Below are 16,095 nucleotides of genomic sequence, written 5' to 3'. Positions count from 1 at the left end.
TGCATTATTTTCTATTATTAAACACTTTCATGCCTAAAATCAGCAAACTCCCTATCAACGCCGGTACTACCAGGTTTATGATCCATACTGCCAGGGAGGTTGCTAAAATTCCGGAAATATTACTATCAAAAAGTTGTACCACTTCAATGCCGACTTTCCATCGCACCCCCAGATCGGTAATAACAGCTATAGACGGTATTATTGAAAGAACCAGGAACATTACACTTACGGCGCCAGCAACCTGTGTAGCAGTTATATGCACCTCAAACACATTGAACAGCAGGTAATATTGTCCTAAAAAAACGCTGTATCTAAGTACAGATAAAGACAAAACCTGAATTAAAATAGTTGCGTTAAGACTTTCTAAAACTCTTATATAAGCAACCGGTTTCTGTAACCAGCGGATCTTCTCTATCCATCTCACCAGGCCTGCTAAACGAAAATAAAATAATGTTAAAACTATAGCAGCACCTGCTGTAAAACATAACACCATCTTCATCCAGGGCCCTGCAAACGTATGAAGCAATTCTGTATTGGCATAGGTCATCAAATATAAAATTCCGCCAATTCCTGCAACCCACGTAACCAGCAGCTGCGCCATACTGCATACAATAGTAAGCGAAATTGCCTGTATTCGTTTGCCTTCACCCAGATATAATATGCGACCCATGTATTCCCCTATGCGGTTGGGTGTAAAAAATGCTAAAGTTGTTCCGGTAAACACAGCTTTGCACGCCTGTACAAACGAGGAAGGTTGCACCTGCTTTACCACAACCTGCCATTTACGGGCTTCCAACCCATAGTTTGCAAAGATGAGTATGACCGTTAACCAAAATTTCCAGGCTTGCGGGCCGGTTATTGCCTGCCAGGTTTGCTGTAATGATCCCTGCCAGTTCTGCTGCTTCATCAATTGCTGGTAAATTGACCAGCAAAGCACGCAAAACACCAGCGGTCCTACCACATAGTTGAGAAGAATTTTGATATTTTTGTTCAACGTCACCAAAATAAGTTCACAAAGTAATCCAATCCCAAGGCTCCTTGCAAACACCTTCTAAAATAATTCTTGGCATTGACCCCGGAACCTTGTTCATGGGGTATAGCTTAATTGTTGTTTCCGGGCAAACCATAAAACTGCTGGAGATGAGCACATTGAAATTAAATGCCCGGAAAGACAATTATGAGCGCCTGCAGCTTATTCACCAAAAGGTAAGCGAGCTAATTAAACAATATAAGCCTGTAAATTTTGCCATTGAGGCGCCGTTTTTCGGGAAGAACGTGCAAAGTATGCTGAAATTGGGCCGGGCCCAGGGCGTTGCCATTGCTGCCGCCATGAATGCCGGCCTGGATGTGGTTGAATATTCACCCAAAAAAATAAAGCAATCCATTACCGGTAACGGTAATGCGGGAAAAGAACAGGTGTGGCAAATGCTGCAACGCATTTTAAACATTCAACATAATACCGATATAAAATACCTGGATGCGTCCGATGCCCTGGCGGTGGCGGTTTGCCATCACTTCCAGGACAATTCACTGCTTAAGGCAGCCGGGAAGAAATTAAAAGGATGGGAGGAGTTTATTAACAAAAATCCGGGTAGAGTGAAGTTGAAGTGAAGACGGTAAACAAGAAAAGGCAGCAGGCTCCCGATAGTGATCGGGATTCAGTAGGCAATGGGAATACTGCTGTAAGCTCCAAGCCACAAGCTGCAAGCCAAAAGCAGATACACTTCCAGGTTTTGGCTTTAGCCTTTAACCTTTAGGCTTTTACCGGTATTCTGTATTCCTTTATCAACTCTGTCAACCTTATCAACGATCAACTCCCCGTCAACGAATTAACCCTATAAATTAGCCAGTATCTTCTCCTGCGCTGCTTTTAACTGTTCAGCTGACAGCTTCAATTTCCCCCTGGTAAAATTCAGGTCATCTATTCCATTAATAGGCACCAGGTGCAAATGGGCATGCGGCACCTCAAGGCCAACTACCGACAACCCCACCCGGTTACAGGGAAAGGCTTTTTCAATAGCTTTTGCGATAGGTTTGGCAAATACCAATATGGAGCTTAAATAAACATCGGGCACATCAAAAAACTTGTCGATTTCCAGCTTGGGCACAATCAGCACATGTCCTTCTACCAAAGGAAAAATATCAAGGAAGGCGAAAAACTGATCGTTTTCTGCAATCTTGTAAGCCGGAATGTCACCGGCAATGATCTTTGAAAAAATAGTCATAGCCCGGTAGATTTTGCTTAAACGGTAATTTCTTCTATCTGGAATTTGAGTACACCGGCGGGCACCGTTACTTCGGCCACATCGCCTACCACTTTACCAAGCAGGCCCTGACCTATGGGAGAGGTCACAGAGATTTTGCCCTGCTTCAGGTCGGCTTCTTTTTCAGAAACAATGGTATAGGTGATCTTCTTCTTGGTAACAAGATTGAGGATGGTCACTTTGGTAAGAATAGATACTTTACTGGTATCTACATTTTCAGTATCCAATATACGCACACTGGCAATGTCATTTTCCAGTTTTTTTAGTTTGGCCTCCAGTATGCCCTGGGCTTCCTTCGCAGCATCATACTCTGCATTTTCTTTCAAGTCACCTTTCTCACGTGCTTCAGCAATAGCCCTGGCTGCAGCCGGGCGATCTACTGTACGCATCCGCACTAACTCCTCTTTCATTTGCTCGAGCGTTTCTTTTGTTACATATAAAACACTACTCATAATAACCTCCTTATTTTAAACCATCTAAAATGGTGCTCTACTACTATAAACAGAAAAAAAGAACAACGCCTCAGGGCTGAAGCGTTGCACTACTGTATGAAACAAAAATAAACTTTTTTTCAGAATGATTAGGCCACCCGGTTCTATTTTTTAACTAAATCCCTAATTTCTCAACCACCACGGTTGCCATTTTAAGAAAGGCTTCATGACTGTACCCTGCAGTGTGGGGTGTAATTAACACATTGGGCTGTTGCAACAACCAGTCCAGTTCGCTTTTTTGGGCATCCGTATAAGTTTCCAGTTTTTCATTTTCGAGCACATCCAAACCGGCGCCGGCTATTTTGCCATTTTGAAGCGCCCTGATAATGGCCCCTGTATCCTGAACCTTACCGCGTGACGCATTTAAAAAAAACGGCTTGCGTTCCAAGGCGTTAAAAAACGCATCATTGGCATAATGAAAAGTTTCATCTGTGAGCGGCAGGTGCATACTCACCACATCGGCATAACGGGCAATCTGTTCAAAGTTGGCTTCGCGCACAAAACTTTTAGCAAAGTCATGTTTATATTTATCACAGGCCAGCACCGTAACATCGAACGAGGAAAGCAATTTGGCAAAAGCGCTTCCGGTATTACCGAACCCGATAATGCCCACTGTTTTCCCGGTAAGTTCTATACCCCGGTTGGCATCACGGATCCATTTGCCTTCCCTGATCTCCTGCATGCTGCTGTTCATCTTGTTCATCAGGCTCAGCAACATACCCAGCATATGTTCTGCAACGGCATTGCGGTTACCTTCAGGGCTACTTACACATTTTATTCCTTTGCTTTCCGCATAACTAACATCGATCAGCTCCATCCCGCTGCCCAGGCGGCCGATCCATTTTAATTTACCAGCCCGGTCAAGCATGGGTTTATCAATCTTAAGGCGGGTAGTAACAATTAAACCTTCTGCTTCCTGTATAGTATCCAACAGTTCTTCATAGGTAACTGCCGGAACAAACTGAACGGTATATCCTTTTTTCTCTAACTGCTCAATAAGCCAGTTGTGCACTTTGGCAGTGATAATTACATTCTTCATTCTTATCCTTCTTGTTGGGTCTTATTTCATGGAAAAAGTAAGCCGCGCAAAATCATTTACAGTCAGTTGTTCGGCCCTTTTATCGAATATGGGGTCTTGTAATGCTTCGGGTGTGTATAAGCTTTTAACAGCATTACGTAAGGTTTTACGCCGCTGGTTAAAAGCAGTTTTCACCAGTACAAAAAACGAACGCTCACTCTTCATCTCCGGAATGGTTTGCCGGGGCGTTAACCGTATCACGGCACTTTTTACCTTTGGTGGCGGGTTGAATGCGCTTTCAGACACTTCAAACAAATACTCCACATCAAAGAAAGCCTGTACCAGCACACTTAAGATGCCGTATACTTTATTGCCTTCGCGGGCCGCCACCCGCTGGGCCACTTCTTTCTGGAACATGCCTACCACTCCCTGCACGCTTCCTTTCCATTCAAGTACCTTGAATAAGATCTGGGAAGAAATATTGTAGGGGAAATTGCCAACCACCGTAAAGGGCTCGCTATACGGCTGGTCAATGGTCAAAAAATCCTGGTGAATGATCTTTGATTGAAGTGCCGGATACGTCTTTAATAGCCAGGTTACTTTTTCATCATCCACCTCCACACATTTGAACTCAATACCGGGTAGTTGCAACAAATACTTGGTTAAAGCACCTCCACCCGGTCCTACTTCCAACAACCGTTGAAAGGTATGCTCCTGCAGCGCCTGTACTATCTTATGACAAACATTCTCATCTTTCAGAAAATGCTGTCCCAGCGATTTTTTTAGTGTATACACGTTGCGAAGGTAAGAAGAGTTGACGGGTTAACAAGTTGACAGGTTGACTGGGAGTTGACAGTGTTGACAGAGTTGATAAAGGATCCGGAAAGTGAGTGGTGAGTGGTCAGTAGTGAGTATGTCTCGCTATTTTTCAGAAATCCTACGATTTCAGGAACTCTTTCATGTTTGCCGTTTCACGATTGCCGCGTCGCAGCCTTTGCCCTTTGCCTTTTGCCAATAAAAAAGAGGTAGGGTTCTACCATTCAGGAATGAATGAAACCGTACCTCTCGATCCGCATGAAACTAAAACCTTAGTCAACTTATAATAACCATCCTGATTTTTTTGTGGTAATGGTCCTGGGTTTTGACAGTGGCCCGTTCAATATCCGTTGCTGCATATAGCCGGCATAGGTATACAGGCCAGCAGGCACAACACGAAACTCCGGTTTACCGGTTCTGCTCAAACTATCAAAATTGTCCAGTGAATGCAACAGTATATCGGCCAGTTTATCAGAGCTGGCGGTTCCATCAGCCATTTTATTAATGGCTGAAATATCGTTGGTGAGTTTGTCTGTACTGGCAATACCATCCCTAAAAGGATTGACCTTCTTAGCTCCTTTATCAATAGATTGATTGGGAATTGCTTCCTGGTATTTTACATACCCGGATGAATGTGGGGCAACGCTCTGTGCCTGGCTCTCATTATAGAATGAGATAGCCAACACAGCCAATAGGGTGTTTTTCATAAATACGGATTGCTAGGGCAAATTATAAACGAGCCTTTCAAACTTTTATTGGTGCTGCAAACCTAAAATAAACACTTACCAATAACAGATAGTCGGGCTATGACGAATTATTCTAATACTAACGGTTAAACGCTCATAGTTACACGAAAACGTATAACAAACACATCTGTACTGTTCAAACCAATCACTTCCGGCAGGTAATTCTGTAAGAAAATGCTGTTCACTGGTTCCGGAGGCCATACCTGCCTGTTTCGATCGCATCCAAGTTATAAAACATTATATGACAGTGCAATAGGATAAATACTTAGCACAATTTCGGACTAATTGCTTTCCCACCCCGGCGGGGTACGGAAAAGCCCTTATTTTGAACCGAAAAAACCAGATTACGGCCTAAAAAGGGCGCTTTCAGCTTAAAACTTACTCCTTGAACATTATATCGTAAATTAGCCGCTACAATAGTAAACTCACAATGAACGCACAACAACAAAAACCTATTATAGGCATTTCAATTGGTGATTTGAACGGTATTGGGACAGAACTGGTTATAAAAACCCTTAACGACCATCGTTTGCTGGAACTTTGCACTCCTGTAATCTTCGCTTCCAATAAAGTGATCAATTTTTACCGCAAATCGGTACCCGACATCAATTTCAGCTATCAAAGCATTAAAGAACTGAACCGCGTTAACTATAAACAGATCAATATTTTCAACTGCTGGGAGGAAGAGGTGGGCATTACCCCGGGGCAATTATCCGACATAGGCGGCAAATACGCCATCAAGTCGCTCACCGTTGCGGCACAGGCACTGAAAGAAGGCAAGATCAACGGTTTGGTTACCGCCCCTATTCATAAAAAGAACACCCACAGCCAGGAATTCAATTATACCGGCCACACCCCATATTTAAAACACATTTTCGGTGTACAGGATGTTGCTATGCTGATGGTAGCCGGCAATTTCAGGGTAGGTTTGCTGAGCGAGCACGTGCCGATTAATGAAGCCGCCAAATACGTAACCCGGGAAAACATTCTGTCAAAACTGAATATCATCAATAATTCGCTGATCAAAGATTTTGGTATTGATAAACCCAAGGTAGCCGTACTGGGCCTTAACCCCCATGCCGGTGATGAGGGACTGATTGGCCGGGAAGAAGAAGAAATTATTAAACCGGCTATTAAAGACGCCCGTCATTTTATGCTGGCCATGGGCCCTTACAGTGCTGACGCATTTTTCGCCCGCCGTCAGTATGAAAAGTTCGATGCCGTACTGGCTATGTACCACGACCAGGGTTTGATTCCATTTAAATCGCTGGCCATTGGTGAAGGCGTGAATTATACCGCTGGTTTGCCAGCCGTTCGTACCTCACCCGACCACGGCACTGCCTTTGATATTGCAGGCAAGAACAAAGCCGATCATACTTCTTTCTTAACAGCTATATTTGAATGTATCGATATCATCGAGCGCCGCAGTACTTATGCTGAAAGCCATCGCAACCCGGTGAAGAAAGTAACACCGGCAATCCTGGCTAATGTAGAGGATGAAAAAATTGAAATAGATCCCAACGAAGAATAATCAACTGCATTATATAAAACTAAAATCCTCCCAAACTAAAGGGAGGATTTTTTTATTTAGATAGGACAAGAAGGCTAAGGTTTATGAAATAAGATGCCAGTCATTGCAACTATTTCATTTCACAAAAAGTATAGGTTAAGGTTTACGAAGTGTGCTGCCCGGGTACGGGCAACCACTCCATGCAAAAGCACAAGCTAAGGTTTAATAAACGAGGTTACACATCAGAGCAACCGACGCATAAGTTAAGGTTCAAGGAAAATTTTGCGTATAGCGATAAAATACCGGCTATATCATGCCAAATACAGGATATCCCCCACGTTGCCGTGAGCAGTAAAAGAAAGGCTTATTAAATATTTTGGAGCGCCACCTGGTAACCCCTGTCTTTAACCACCAACAGCTCCTGTTTCTTATCAAAACAGCACTCATTCTCGATTGCAAAGATTGTCCGGTAGGTGAAACGTAATTTGAAGAAACGCAGGAATAAAGACATGTTTTCAGTTTTCGGGTGTACTTTCAACAATTATAATGCGCTTATATAACGCATCTGATGAATATATTATTTCCCGTAAAGTGTAATAAAGAAATGCACTTATTCATCAACAGGTTGATTATCATCCAACTGAATTTAATAAAAAATCAACTACTTGATGTTAATCAATACACACCTAAGCCATTCATGCTGCTGCGTTATTTGAAGAGGTCGTTTGCTAAACCTTTATTGATCGTATAACTGGTATAAGAGATCTGTATTTTACCTTTTTGGGTACCTGTGGCCGTAGTGGTTTTGGGTTGTTGCCCGCCTGTATCATAGTCAAAAGCAAGGCCTTTGGGTAGTTTGTAATCCCTGGTGGTAAATAAAAAGGAGATGGTATCCGGCAAGCCTTTGCCGGCGTATTTTCCATATTGCATTTCCATTTCATAGGTGCCGTTTTCGCGGGTGGTAATAATGGCCTTCTTTACAAGCGCTTCCTTCTCATCGATGTACAGCGTTGAAACTACTACGTCACTCTTTTCATCCAATGGCAACAATTTTACAATGGTCACCGGTTCATTATTAACAGTACCCTTTCCGGCCGGTACGGCGGTATAATTATTTCCTTCAAATAAAGCGGCCAGGTTAATATTGCCGCCACCCTTGGGCACAATAGAAATTCCGTCCTGTTTTTTAATCTTGAACTTATCGGGCTTTTTATAGTAGATGGTCACTTTCGATTCGGGCACTTTCATAAACGCCACATCGGTTTTCATTACCCCTTCCGCCTCGTAATCATTAACAAGCCCCAGTTTATCTTTTACTTTTTTTATAAGGTCATTGGCATCCTGGGCCCGGCTTACAAAACCTGGCAATAAGAACAACAGCAGAAATGCGGGAACCGATATTTTCATACCCCAAATATTCATGCTACAAATTTAGCACACGCGCTTCTGCCGGACACAAATAAACCCACATTTAACGAAGACTTACAGAAAGCTGTCGGCATCGCGATAGGCTTTTATCAGCGCCGTTTCTCCCTCCTGCCCTGTTTGCGAAATCCCATGCTCCATACCCAGTATTCCCTTATAGCCTTTTTCATGTATGTGTTTGAAGATGTTCTTATAGTTCATTTCGCCGGTACCAGGTTCCTTTCTGCCCGGGTTATCACCTATTTGCAGGTAACCGATCTCTTCCCACCACCTGTCGAGGTTGTTGATGATATCGCCTTCGTTGCGTTGCATATGATACATATCGAACAGCATTTTGCAGGCAGGGCTGTTCACCGCTTTGCAGATCATATAACCCTGGTCGGAGTGGCGCAGGAACAGGTCGGGATTGTCGCTCAGCATTTCCAGCACCATTACCAGTCCATGTGGTTCCAGTACGGCGCTTGCCTGGCGCAGGGCGGCAATTACGTTGGCGGTCTGCAATTCGGTCGACAGTGATCTTTCATAGTTACCTGGCACTACCGTCATCCATTTGGCGCCGCAGCGTTTGGCTACTTCTACTGCGGTCTTACAATCACTCATCATTTTACCTATCCACTCCTGTTTACCTGTAGTAAGGGATGTTTTCCAATGCCAGTTATCTGAAGTAACTACAAAAACGCCCATATTCATACCCAGCTTTTGCAGGGTGTCGCCAATTTTCTTTTGCTGCTCGGGCGTGCGGGCCATCATGCCATTGTCTTCGATAGAACGAAACCCATGGTCATACGCAAATTTTATCTGGTCAATAAAATCGGCGCCTGCACTGTTTTTAAACATGCCATCATGGGTAGCATAATTTAAGTTGAAAGGTTTATCTGCAGTGGGTATTGGCTGCTGACGGGAAGCAGTAGCAGCTGCACCGGCAGCAGAAGCAGTTAGTAATGAAGCGCCAGTCAGCGAAAGCTGTTGCAGAAAGTTCCGTCTTTTCATATAGTGCAGTTTAGGATTTAAATTTATGGATAATAATATTTAGCAACACCGACATTCATTGAGAAAACAAAAAATAATCTGCTGCCAAGGGTTTAGGGTTTTATGATCGTTAAACGACATATAGGAGAGCTGCAAGCAAATACAAAGGTAGCACTCCGGGCAAATGCAACCTGGCCGCGATGGCCTGAAGCCGTATTGCAAACGTTTACATAAAACTAATCCGGATGCTGGTATAGATGGAATGATTTAATTTCTTAATTTCCATTTCCTTCATTAAAAGAACACCTGTGAGATCAATACAATTTGTAATATCATTTTTATTTGCAAGTGCTACCGTGATAGCACAAAGTTCCAATGCATTTGCGCCGTACGATCAAAATATTCCCGGCAGTTCCGTATCGTTCAGCATGGTGCCCGTACAAGCCGGCATTTTCAGCATGGGCAGCCCCGCAACTGAAGCAGGCCGTAAGACAACAGAGGGGCCGGCAAAAAAAGTTCAGCTCGATGCTTTCTGGATGGGCGCCAGAGAAGTGACCTACGATGAATTTTTATTGTTCTTCAACGATGAAAATACGCCACGCGAAACCGAAGTAGATGCGGTTACGCGGCCCACACCGCAGTACATCGATCTTAGCTGGGGTATGGGCAAACAGGGTGGCTTTCCGGTTAACAGCATGTCTCAATACACGGCTATGATGTACTGCCGCTGGTTGTATAATAAAACCGGCGTTTTTTACCGGCTGCCAACCGAAGCTGAATGGGAATATGCCTGCAGGGCCGGCAGTACCGGTACTTACTTTTTTGGCAACGATGCGAAACAGCTGAAAGATTATGCCTGGTTTGCCGATAACAGCAATAAGAAATACCAGAAAACCGGACAGAAAAAACCAAACGCCTGGGGCTTGTATGATATGCTGGGGAATGTGGCTGAATGGACGCTTGATCAATATAAAGATGATTATTTCACCGCTATTGGCGATGCGCCTGCCAATCCTATGATAACACCAACGGAAACCTACCCACGCGCTGTACGCGGTGGCGGTTACCTTGACAAACCTGATGCATTGCGTTGCGCCAGCCGCCAGCCATCCGATGCAGCCTGGAATAAACGCGATCCGCAAATGCCCAAAAGCAAATGGTGGCTAACCGATGCCATGGCTGTTGGGTTCAGGATCGTTCGCCCGGCGAAAGCGCCCACCGCTGAAGAAGCGGAGGCTTTTTATAAAAAATATTGTCACCAGTAACCCGATTTTGTACTACTAAAACTGATGCAAATGAGCACCGAACAATCTAACAACCTTGCCTCTTCACGCCGCCGGTTTGTAAAACAATCTACCGTTCTGGCTGGTGGATTACTTGCTGCACCATTTCTTTCAAAAGCCAATTATTTTTCCGGGGCAGAAGATACCATAAAAATAGCGCTGATCGGTTGTGGTGGCCGGGGAACCGGCGCTGCCCAGCAAGCGCTGCTTAGCAAACAAAACGTAAAGCTGATTGCCATGGCCGATGCTTTCCGTGATAATTTAGACAGAGCCCATAAACGTTTAACAGACCCGGCAAACGCCAAAGACAATGGCGGGGTGAATATAGCGGAACGGATAGATGTGCCTGAAGAAAGAAAATTCACAGGTTTTGACGCCTATAAAAAAGCTATTGCCCTGGCCGATGTAGTGATCCTGGCCACACCGCCCGGTTTCCGACCCATTCACTTTGAAGAAGCGATCAAACAGGGTAAACACGTGTTCATGGAAAAACCGGTAGCCACAGACCCTGCCGGCATCAAGCGGGTACTGGATGCGGCAGCAACAGCCAAACAGAAAAAATTAAACGTAGTAGTTGGACTGCAACGTCACTACCAGTACTCCTACCGCGAATTATTCAAACGGAAGAACCTGATTGGCGATATTACCTCCGCACAAGCCTGGTGGAACAATGACGGCGTTTGGGTGCGCCCACGCCAGAACGGCCAAACCGAAATGGAGTACCAGATGCGTAACTGGTATTATTTTGTGTGGCTATGCGGCGATCATATTTGCGAACAGCATATTCATAACCTCGATGTAATAAACTGGTTCAAGGAAGGCCATCCCGTAAAAGCCCAGGGCATGGGTGGCCGCCAGGTACGCAAAGGAAAAGACAATGGCGAAATATTCGACCACCACTATGTTGAATTCACGTATGCAGATGGGTCTGTGCTAAACAGCCAGTGCCGCCATATTCCCGGTACTATGAGCAAGGTGGATGAACTGCTGATAGGCACGAAAGGAAAGATCCAGTGCGGCGCTGCCAACATCGTTGACCTTAAAGGCAAAGTCTTATACCAGTTTGATAATAAAAACGAGAACAACCCATACCAAACCGAACACGATGAGTTGTTTGCGGCTATTGCCAAAGGTGAATACAAATTTGCCGATGCTGAAAATGGCGCCCACAGTTCCATGACATCTATTCTTGGCCGCCTGGCTACGTATACCGGCCAGGTAGTGGAGTGGGATAAAGCCCTGAACTCAGGTTTGGATCTTCACCCCCAAACGTACGACTTCAATGCCCCACCGCCGGTATTGCCAAATAATGAAGGTTACTATCCGGTTGCCATACCCGGTGTAACCAGGTATGGATTTTAAATAAAACCAACAATCATTTACACCCCGACGGTACCGTCGGGGCTTTTTTTATAGCAGGCTAACCGGCAATCCTAAAAAATTTTACTTACCTTCCCTTCACCGGCAGCCTGCTTCGCTGCCGGGGCCCGTTTAGTAGCAAAAAAGTATTCCCAGGCTATCGTTCAACCAATCACAATACGGGTAATAAAAACAAGAAATTATAATGAAGGGTGTTTCGCTGTCCAAATGGTTTAGAAACGTATCCATTGCCAAAAAGTTATACTTTACTGTTGGCATTATGGCTACCCTGATTGCTATAGAACTGGGGGCACTGATCTTTTCTATAAATACCCTTTCGGCTGTACGGGCTTATGTAAGCGGCGAAGGCCTTTGGTCAAAAGCGCAAAAAGACGCCATGTACCAGTTGTTACGGTACAGCCGCACACATAATGAAGCCGATTATCAGAAGTTCAAGGAATTTATGAAGGTTTCCGGAGGTGATCACAAAACCCTTATAGAACTGAATAAAGCAAAACCAGACATGGCAATTGCCAGGGAGGGTTTTATTGAAGGCCGCAACCACAAAGACGATGTGGATGGGATGATAAAACTGTTTACCCGCTTCAACCGTATTTATTACATTAACAAAGCCATCAAAGCATGGGCAGCAGCCGACTTGTCGGTAAGAGAGTTTATTCCCATTAGTGAGCAATTACACAATGAAATAAACTTACCCAATCCCTCACCCGAAAAGATCAGCGCCATTGTTCAGTCAATAGATCCCCTGAACGCCCGGCTAACGGTACTGGAAGATGAGTTTTCTTATACCCTGGGGGAAGGATCGCGCTGGCTCGAAAACCTGGTATTGCGGTTATTATTCCTGATTGCGCTTTCCGTTGAAATAACCGGTTTAACACTGGCCATTATAGTAAGCCGCAATATTCAAAAAGGATTGAACGAAATCCTGCAGTCGGCCAAAGCCGTTGCTAAAAATGACTTCAGCCGCAAGGCAAAAGCATTTTCAAAAGATGAAATTGGCATTCTGGCCAATAATTTCAACAGCATGGCGGAAGAGCTGCATCGAAGTATGCACGATATTGAGCAGGCGCAACAAAAATTCAAAGGACTGCTGGAATCGGCGCCTGATGCAATTGTGATCATGGACGAAAAAGGCAACATCACCCTGGTAAACAAACAATGCGAAAATATTTTCGGCTATCAAAAAGACGAACTGATAGGAGCTAATATGGAGCTCCTGTTGCCCGAACGCTTCCGGTCCACACAACAGGAACAACCCAAATCGATCCATGATATTCCCGGTGTACGGTCAACGGATATAGGGCTTGAAGTGTTGGGCCGGCGAAAGAACGGCGAAGAGTTTCCGATAGAAATGAGTATAAGTCCGCTCGAAACTGAAGAAGGTTTACTGGTAACTGCTGCCATTCGGGATATTTCAGAAAAGAAACGAATGGAAAAAGAAATCAGGGAAGCCAATGTTACCCTGGAGAAAAAAGTACAAAAACGAACTGCCGAGCTGGAGATCAAGAATAAAGAGCTGGAACAGTTTGCTTATGTAGCCTCACACGATCTGCAGGAACCATTACGCACTACATCCAGCTTTGTAGAACTGTTGCGTAAACAATATCATGGCCGGTTAGATGAGCATGCCGACCGTTATATCGACTATGTGATTCAGGCTTCAGACAGAATGAAGACGTTGATCAAAGACCTGCTTGACTATTCACGTATTGGCCGCGAAAAACAATTTGAACCGGTTAACTGCAACCTGGCGCTGGCAGAAGTGCTGGCCGATCTTACCAAAGTGATCAAGGAAAATCAGGCAGAGATTGTAGCCGGGCCGCTGCCGGTAGTAAATGCATTTGCCACAGAATTAAAACTCTTATTTCAAAACCTGATCAGCAACTCCATTAAATTTCAGCAACCAGGCATTGCTCCGCATATCGAGATAACTACTGCCAAGCAAACCGGTTACTGGCATTTTCAAATCCGCGACAATGGCATTGGCATAGATAAACAATACCAGCAGCGCATCTTCATTATTTTCCAGCGGCTGCACAACCGCTCGGTATATGAAGGATCAGGCATAGGGCTGGCGCACTGTAAAAAAATAGTGGAACTGCATGGCGGGAAGATCTGGGTGGAATCTGAGGTTGGTAAAGGAAGCACCTTCCATTTTACTATAGCAGATTAGGAGAACAAGGTTTATGACAATATATCTTTCTTCCTGAATATTAAAATCGCAGCCCCTACAAAGCCAATAATATGGACTACCAGTATTGCAGCAGACTTCAATATTGCCGGCAGGTTTTGTATACTGCCGATTTCTGCACTCCCATCGGCCGCTGCCCTGATGTCAAAAAAGCCTTTCCAACCCAACATATGCGAGGTGAACAAATAAGGTTTCATTGAAACGAATAAAGGCAGGTCCATCGTAGTGAGAATGGTACAAACAATTACCACGCTCATGGCCGCCACAATGGGCCCGATAGAGTTCTCTGCAAACAATGAGAGTAAGAACGACAGGGCAGCCACGGTTGTCATGGCAATAGCCGCAAACCCAAAGGCAGCGAGATAACGCCAGAATACATCTGACCGCGGAATTTGAATAATAACCTGGCTTTGAAATACTATCAGATCACCCGAACCAAATATTATCAACGACATCAGCAGCGAAAAGATCGCCATCCACACCAGGAGCAGCAAAGTATAAATAGTAGAAGCCAGGAATTTACTAATCAACAAGGTACGCCGGTTAATGGGTTTGCTAATGAGCAAACGCAGGGTACCCATATTGGCTTCGCCGGCTATCATATCTCCACCAACCAGCGCAATCAGCAGGGGCACATGTATGAGCAGGGTTTGCAGAATTAAATAACAGGCAAAATACCCGTTCAGGATCTTACCTTCCACATTAAACCGCTCTATGCTTTGCAGCATAAAGTTCACATAGGTTTTACCATCGAGGTACAATGCCAACTGTATTAAAACCACAATAGCGGCAATGGCAACAAAGGCAATGTAAGTACGGGGACGTTTAAATATTTTGAAAAGCTCAATTTGTAAAAGTGTCCACATGCCGGTTTTCGGTTGTTAATGACAGAAAATACGATTCCAGTGAATTCTGTGGCTGCAGGGACATAATATTGGCCCCGGCCTTTACCAGGTCGGCAGTTAATTCGGGCACTTGCTGCTTGTTCATTTGTAAAAGGATCACAGACTTATTCTGCTCCTGCAAACAGGTGTTCCAGCGGCTGCTTTGTAACCAGGCTACTACCTGCTGCGGATTGGTTACTTCCAGGTGCACCATGGTGCGTGCGGGATCAACCAGTTCGGCAACAGTTCCTTCCATTATTTTTTTGCCTTTATCAATGATGAGCATGCGGTTGGCTATCAGTTCTATTTCGTGCAACAGGTGCGAAGAAACCAAAATGGTTTTTCCCTGGTGCCGGCTTAAATGCAGGATCAAATTACGAATATCGGCTATACCCTGAGGATCTAATCCATTGGTGGGCTCGTCGAGTATGATCAGCTTTGGATCGTGAATAAGTGCAATGGCAATTCCCAAACGCTGTTTCATTCCCTGAGAATAGGTACGCACTTTACTATGCGCCCGTTCGGTGAGCCCTACCTGCTCCAGCTGTTCAGTAAGCTTTTTTTGGGTAATCTTTACCCCACTCATTCTGGCAAACAGGGACAGATTTTCATAACCCGTCAGGTATTTATACAGATCGGGCTTTTCAATAACAGCGCCTACCTGCTGCAACACTTCTTTACGATTGGCATGTAAATTTTTACCTAGCAATTCAATGGTGCCGGCTGTTGGTGCAATAAGGGTAAGCAGCATGCGAATAGTGGTGGACTTTCCGGCGCCGTTCTGGCCCAGGAAACCATAAATATCACCTGTGTTCACGGTAAATGAAATGTCATTTACCGCATTCACTTCGCGATATTGCTTACTTAAATTGTTAACTTTTATAATTGCAGACATACGTTACTAAGATGTACAAATTACTACCCTAAATGGTTCAACCAGAAAAATATAAGAACTGCCTGCTATTATTAAGACCGATTTAACCAAAATATATTTTTATGGGATCTCTATTGCAAAAGACAAAACCGTTAGTTACATTTGTAAGGTTCCTCCTAACATCCTCTGTAATTCCGTAACCCGCAGGACACCTAAATTCTTCCTGCAAAAAATTCCAAATATC

At 44.4% G+C, this 16,095-nt stretch carries 16 protein-coding genes; 5 read left to right on the top strand and 11 right to left on the bottom strand.

Annotated elements, in window-relative coordinates; genetic code table 11:
• Positions 1-4: 4 nt before the first annotated feature.
• Positions 5-994, bottom strand: coding sequence for a lysylphosphatidylglycerol synthase transmembrane domain-containing protein (locus tag NIAKO_RS34130; protein WP_133055241.1), 990 nt, complete (start codon positions 992-994; stop codon positions 5-7).
• A 44-nt stretch (positions 995-1,038) separates the two neighbouring features.
• On the opposite strand from NIAKO_RS34130, the gene ruvC reads away from it, so the two are divergent.
• Positions 1,039-1,611 carry a crossover junction endodeoxyribonuclease RuvC gene (gene ruvC, locus NIAKO_RS34125; RefSeq protein ID WP_014223063.1) on the top strand — a complete coding sequence of 191 codons (573 nt, stop codon included), beginning with the start codon at positions 1,039-1,041 and terminating at the stop codon, positions 1,609-1,611.
• A 224-nt stretch (positions 1,612-1,835) separates the two neighbouring features.
• Here ruvC and NIAKO_RS34120 read toward each other — a convergent pair whose 3' ends face one another.
• From NIAKO_RS34120 to NIAKO_RS34100, 5 genes are all read right to left on the bottom strand, one after another.
• Positions 1,836-2,225 (bottom strand): HIT family protein, encoded by a 390-nt coding sequence (locus NIAKO_RS34120; RefSeq protein ID WP_014223062.1) that lies wholly within the window; start codon positions 2,223-2,225, stop codon positions 1,836-1,838.
• A gap of 17 nt (positions 2,226-2,242) precedes the next feature.
• Positions 2,243-2,716 carry a transcription elongation factor GreA gene (greA, locus tag NIAKO_RS34115; protein ID WP_014223061.1) on the bottom strand — a complete coding sequence of 158 codons (474 nt, stop codon included), beginning with the start codon at positions 2,714-2,716 and terminating at the stop codon, positions 2,243-2,245.
• Between the two features lie 154 nt (positions 2,717-2,870).
• Positions 2,871-3,794: an NAD(P)-dependent oxidoreductase gene (locus NIAKO_RS34110; protein WP_014223060.1), complete on the bottom strand. Its 924-nt coding sequence runs from the start codon at positions 3,792-3,794 to the stop codon at positions 2,871-2,873.
• A 21-nt stretch (positions 3,795-3,815) separates the two neighbouring features.
• Positions 3,816-4,568 (bottom strand): 16S rRNA (adenine(1518)-N(6)/adenine(1519)-N(6))-dimethyltransferase RsmA, encoded by a 753-nt coding sequence (gene rsmA, locus NIAKO_RS34105; protein ID WP_014223059.1) that lies wholly within the window; start codon positions 4,566-4,568, stop codon positions 3,816-3,818.
• A 302-nt stretch (positions 4,569-4,870) separates the two neighbouring features.
• A complete protein-coding gene (locus tag NIAKO_RS34100; protein WP_014223058.1) occupies positions 4,871-5,296 on the bottom strand; it encodes a hypothetical protein in 426 nt (141 codons plus the stop codon).
• Between the two features lie 469 nt (positions 5,297-5,765).
• Between NIAKO_RS34100 and pdxA the strand changes: the two genes are divergently transcribed.
• Positions 5,766-6,866: a 4-hydroxythreonine-4-phosphate dehydrogenase PdxA gene (gene pdxA, locus NIAKO_RS34095; protein WP_014223057.1), complete on the top strand. Its 1,101-nt coding sequence runs from the start codon at positions 5,766-5,768 to the stop codon at positions 6,864-6,866.
• A gap of 346 nt (positions 6,867-7,212) precedes the next feature.
• On the opposite strand, the gene NIAKO_RS38875 is transcribed toward pdxA, so the two are convergent.
• From NIAKO_RS38875 to NIAKO_RS34085, 3 genes are all read right to left on the bottom strand, one after another.
• Positions 7,213-7,356, bottom strand: a complete 144-nt coding sequence (locus tag NIAKO_RS38875) for a hypothetical protein (RefSeq protein ID WP_014223056.1) — start codon at positions 7,354-7,356, stop codon at positions 7,213-7,215.
• A gap of 197 nt (positions 7,357-7,553) precedes the next feature.
• Positions 7,554-8,252 carry a hypothetical protein gene (locus NIAKO_RS34090; protein WP_107685498.1) on the bottom strand — a complete coding sequence of 233 codons (699 nt, stop codon included), beginning with the start codon at positions 8,250-8,252 and terminating at the stop codon, positions 7,554-7,556.
• 75 nt (positions 8,253-8,327) lie between these two features.
• Complete coding sequence (locus NIAKO_RS34085) at positions 8,328-9,260, bottom strand: hydroxypyruvate isomerase family protein (RefSeq protein WP_014223053.1); 933 nt, start codon at positions 9,258-9,260, stop codon at positions 8,328-8,330.
• A gap of 287 nt (positions 9,261-9,547) precedes the next feature.
• On the opposite strand from NIAKO_RS34085, the gene NIAKO_RS34080 reads away from it, so the two are divergent.
• The 3 genes from NIAKO_RS34080 (at position 9,548) to NIAKO_RS38285 (ending at position 14,075) form a co-directional block, all read left to right on the top strand.
• Positions 9,548-10,504 carry a formylglycine-generating enzyme family protein gene (locus NIAKO_RS34080; protein WP_014223052.1) on the top strand — a complete coding sequence of 319 codons (957 nt, stop codon included), beginning with the start codon at positions 9,548-9,550 and terminating at the stop codon, positions 10,502-10,504.
• A 30-nt stretch (positions 10,505-10,534) separates the two neighbouring features.
• Entirely contained in the window at positions 10,535-11,884 is a 1,350-nt protein-coding gene (locus NIAKO_RS34075) for a Gfo/Idh/MocA family protein (protein ID WP_014223051.1), read from the top strand.
• Positions 11,885-12,086: 202 nt separating this feature from the next.
• Positions 12,087-14,075, top strand: coding sequence for a PAS domain S-box protein (locus NIAKO_RS38285; protein WP_014223050.1), 1,989 nt, complete (start codon positions 12,087-12,089; stop codon positions 14,073-14,075).
• An 11-nt stretch (positions 14,076-14,086) separates the two neighbouring features.
• Here the strand turns inward: NIAKO_RS38285 and NIAKO_RS34065 are convergent, their stop codons facing one another.
• Complete coding sequence (locus tag NIAKO_RS34065; protein WP_014223049.1) at positions 14,087-14,959, bottom strand: ABC transporter permease; 873 nt, start codon at positions 14,957-14,959, stop codon at positions 14,087-14,089.
• Positions 14,937-15,872 carry an ABC transporter ATP-binding protein gene (locus tag NIAKO_RS34060; RefSeq protein WP_014223048.1) on the bottom strand — a complete coding sequence of 312 codons (936 nt, stop codon included), beginning with the start codon at positions 15,870-15,872 and terminating at the stop codon, positions 14,937-14,939. Before NIAKO_RS34060 ends, NIAKO_RS34065 begins: the two co-directional genes overlap by 23 nt.
• Between the last annotated feature and the right edge of the window lie 223 nt (positions 15,873-16,095).

Origin of the sequence: Niastella koreensis GR20-10, from assembly GCF_000246855.1 — a bacterium.
GTDB classification, from domain to species: Bacteria; Bacteroidota; Bacteroidia; order Chitinophagales; family Chitinophagaceae; genus Niastella; species Niastella koreensis.
Note: the sequence above shows the minus strand (reverse complement) of the source record. Positions and strands in the feature narration are given on the sequence as shown.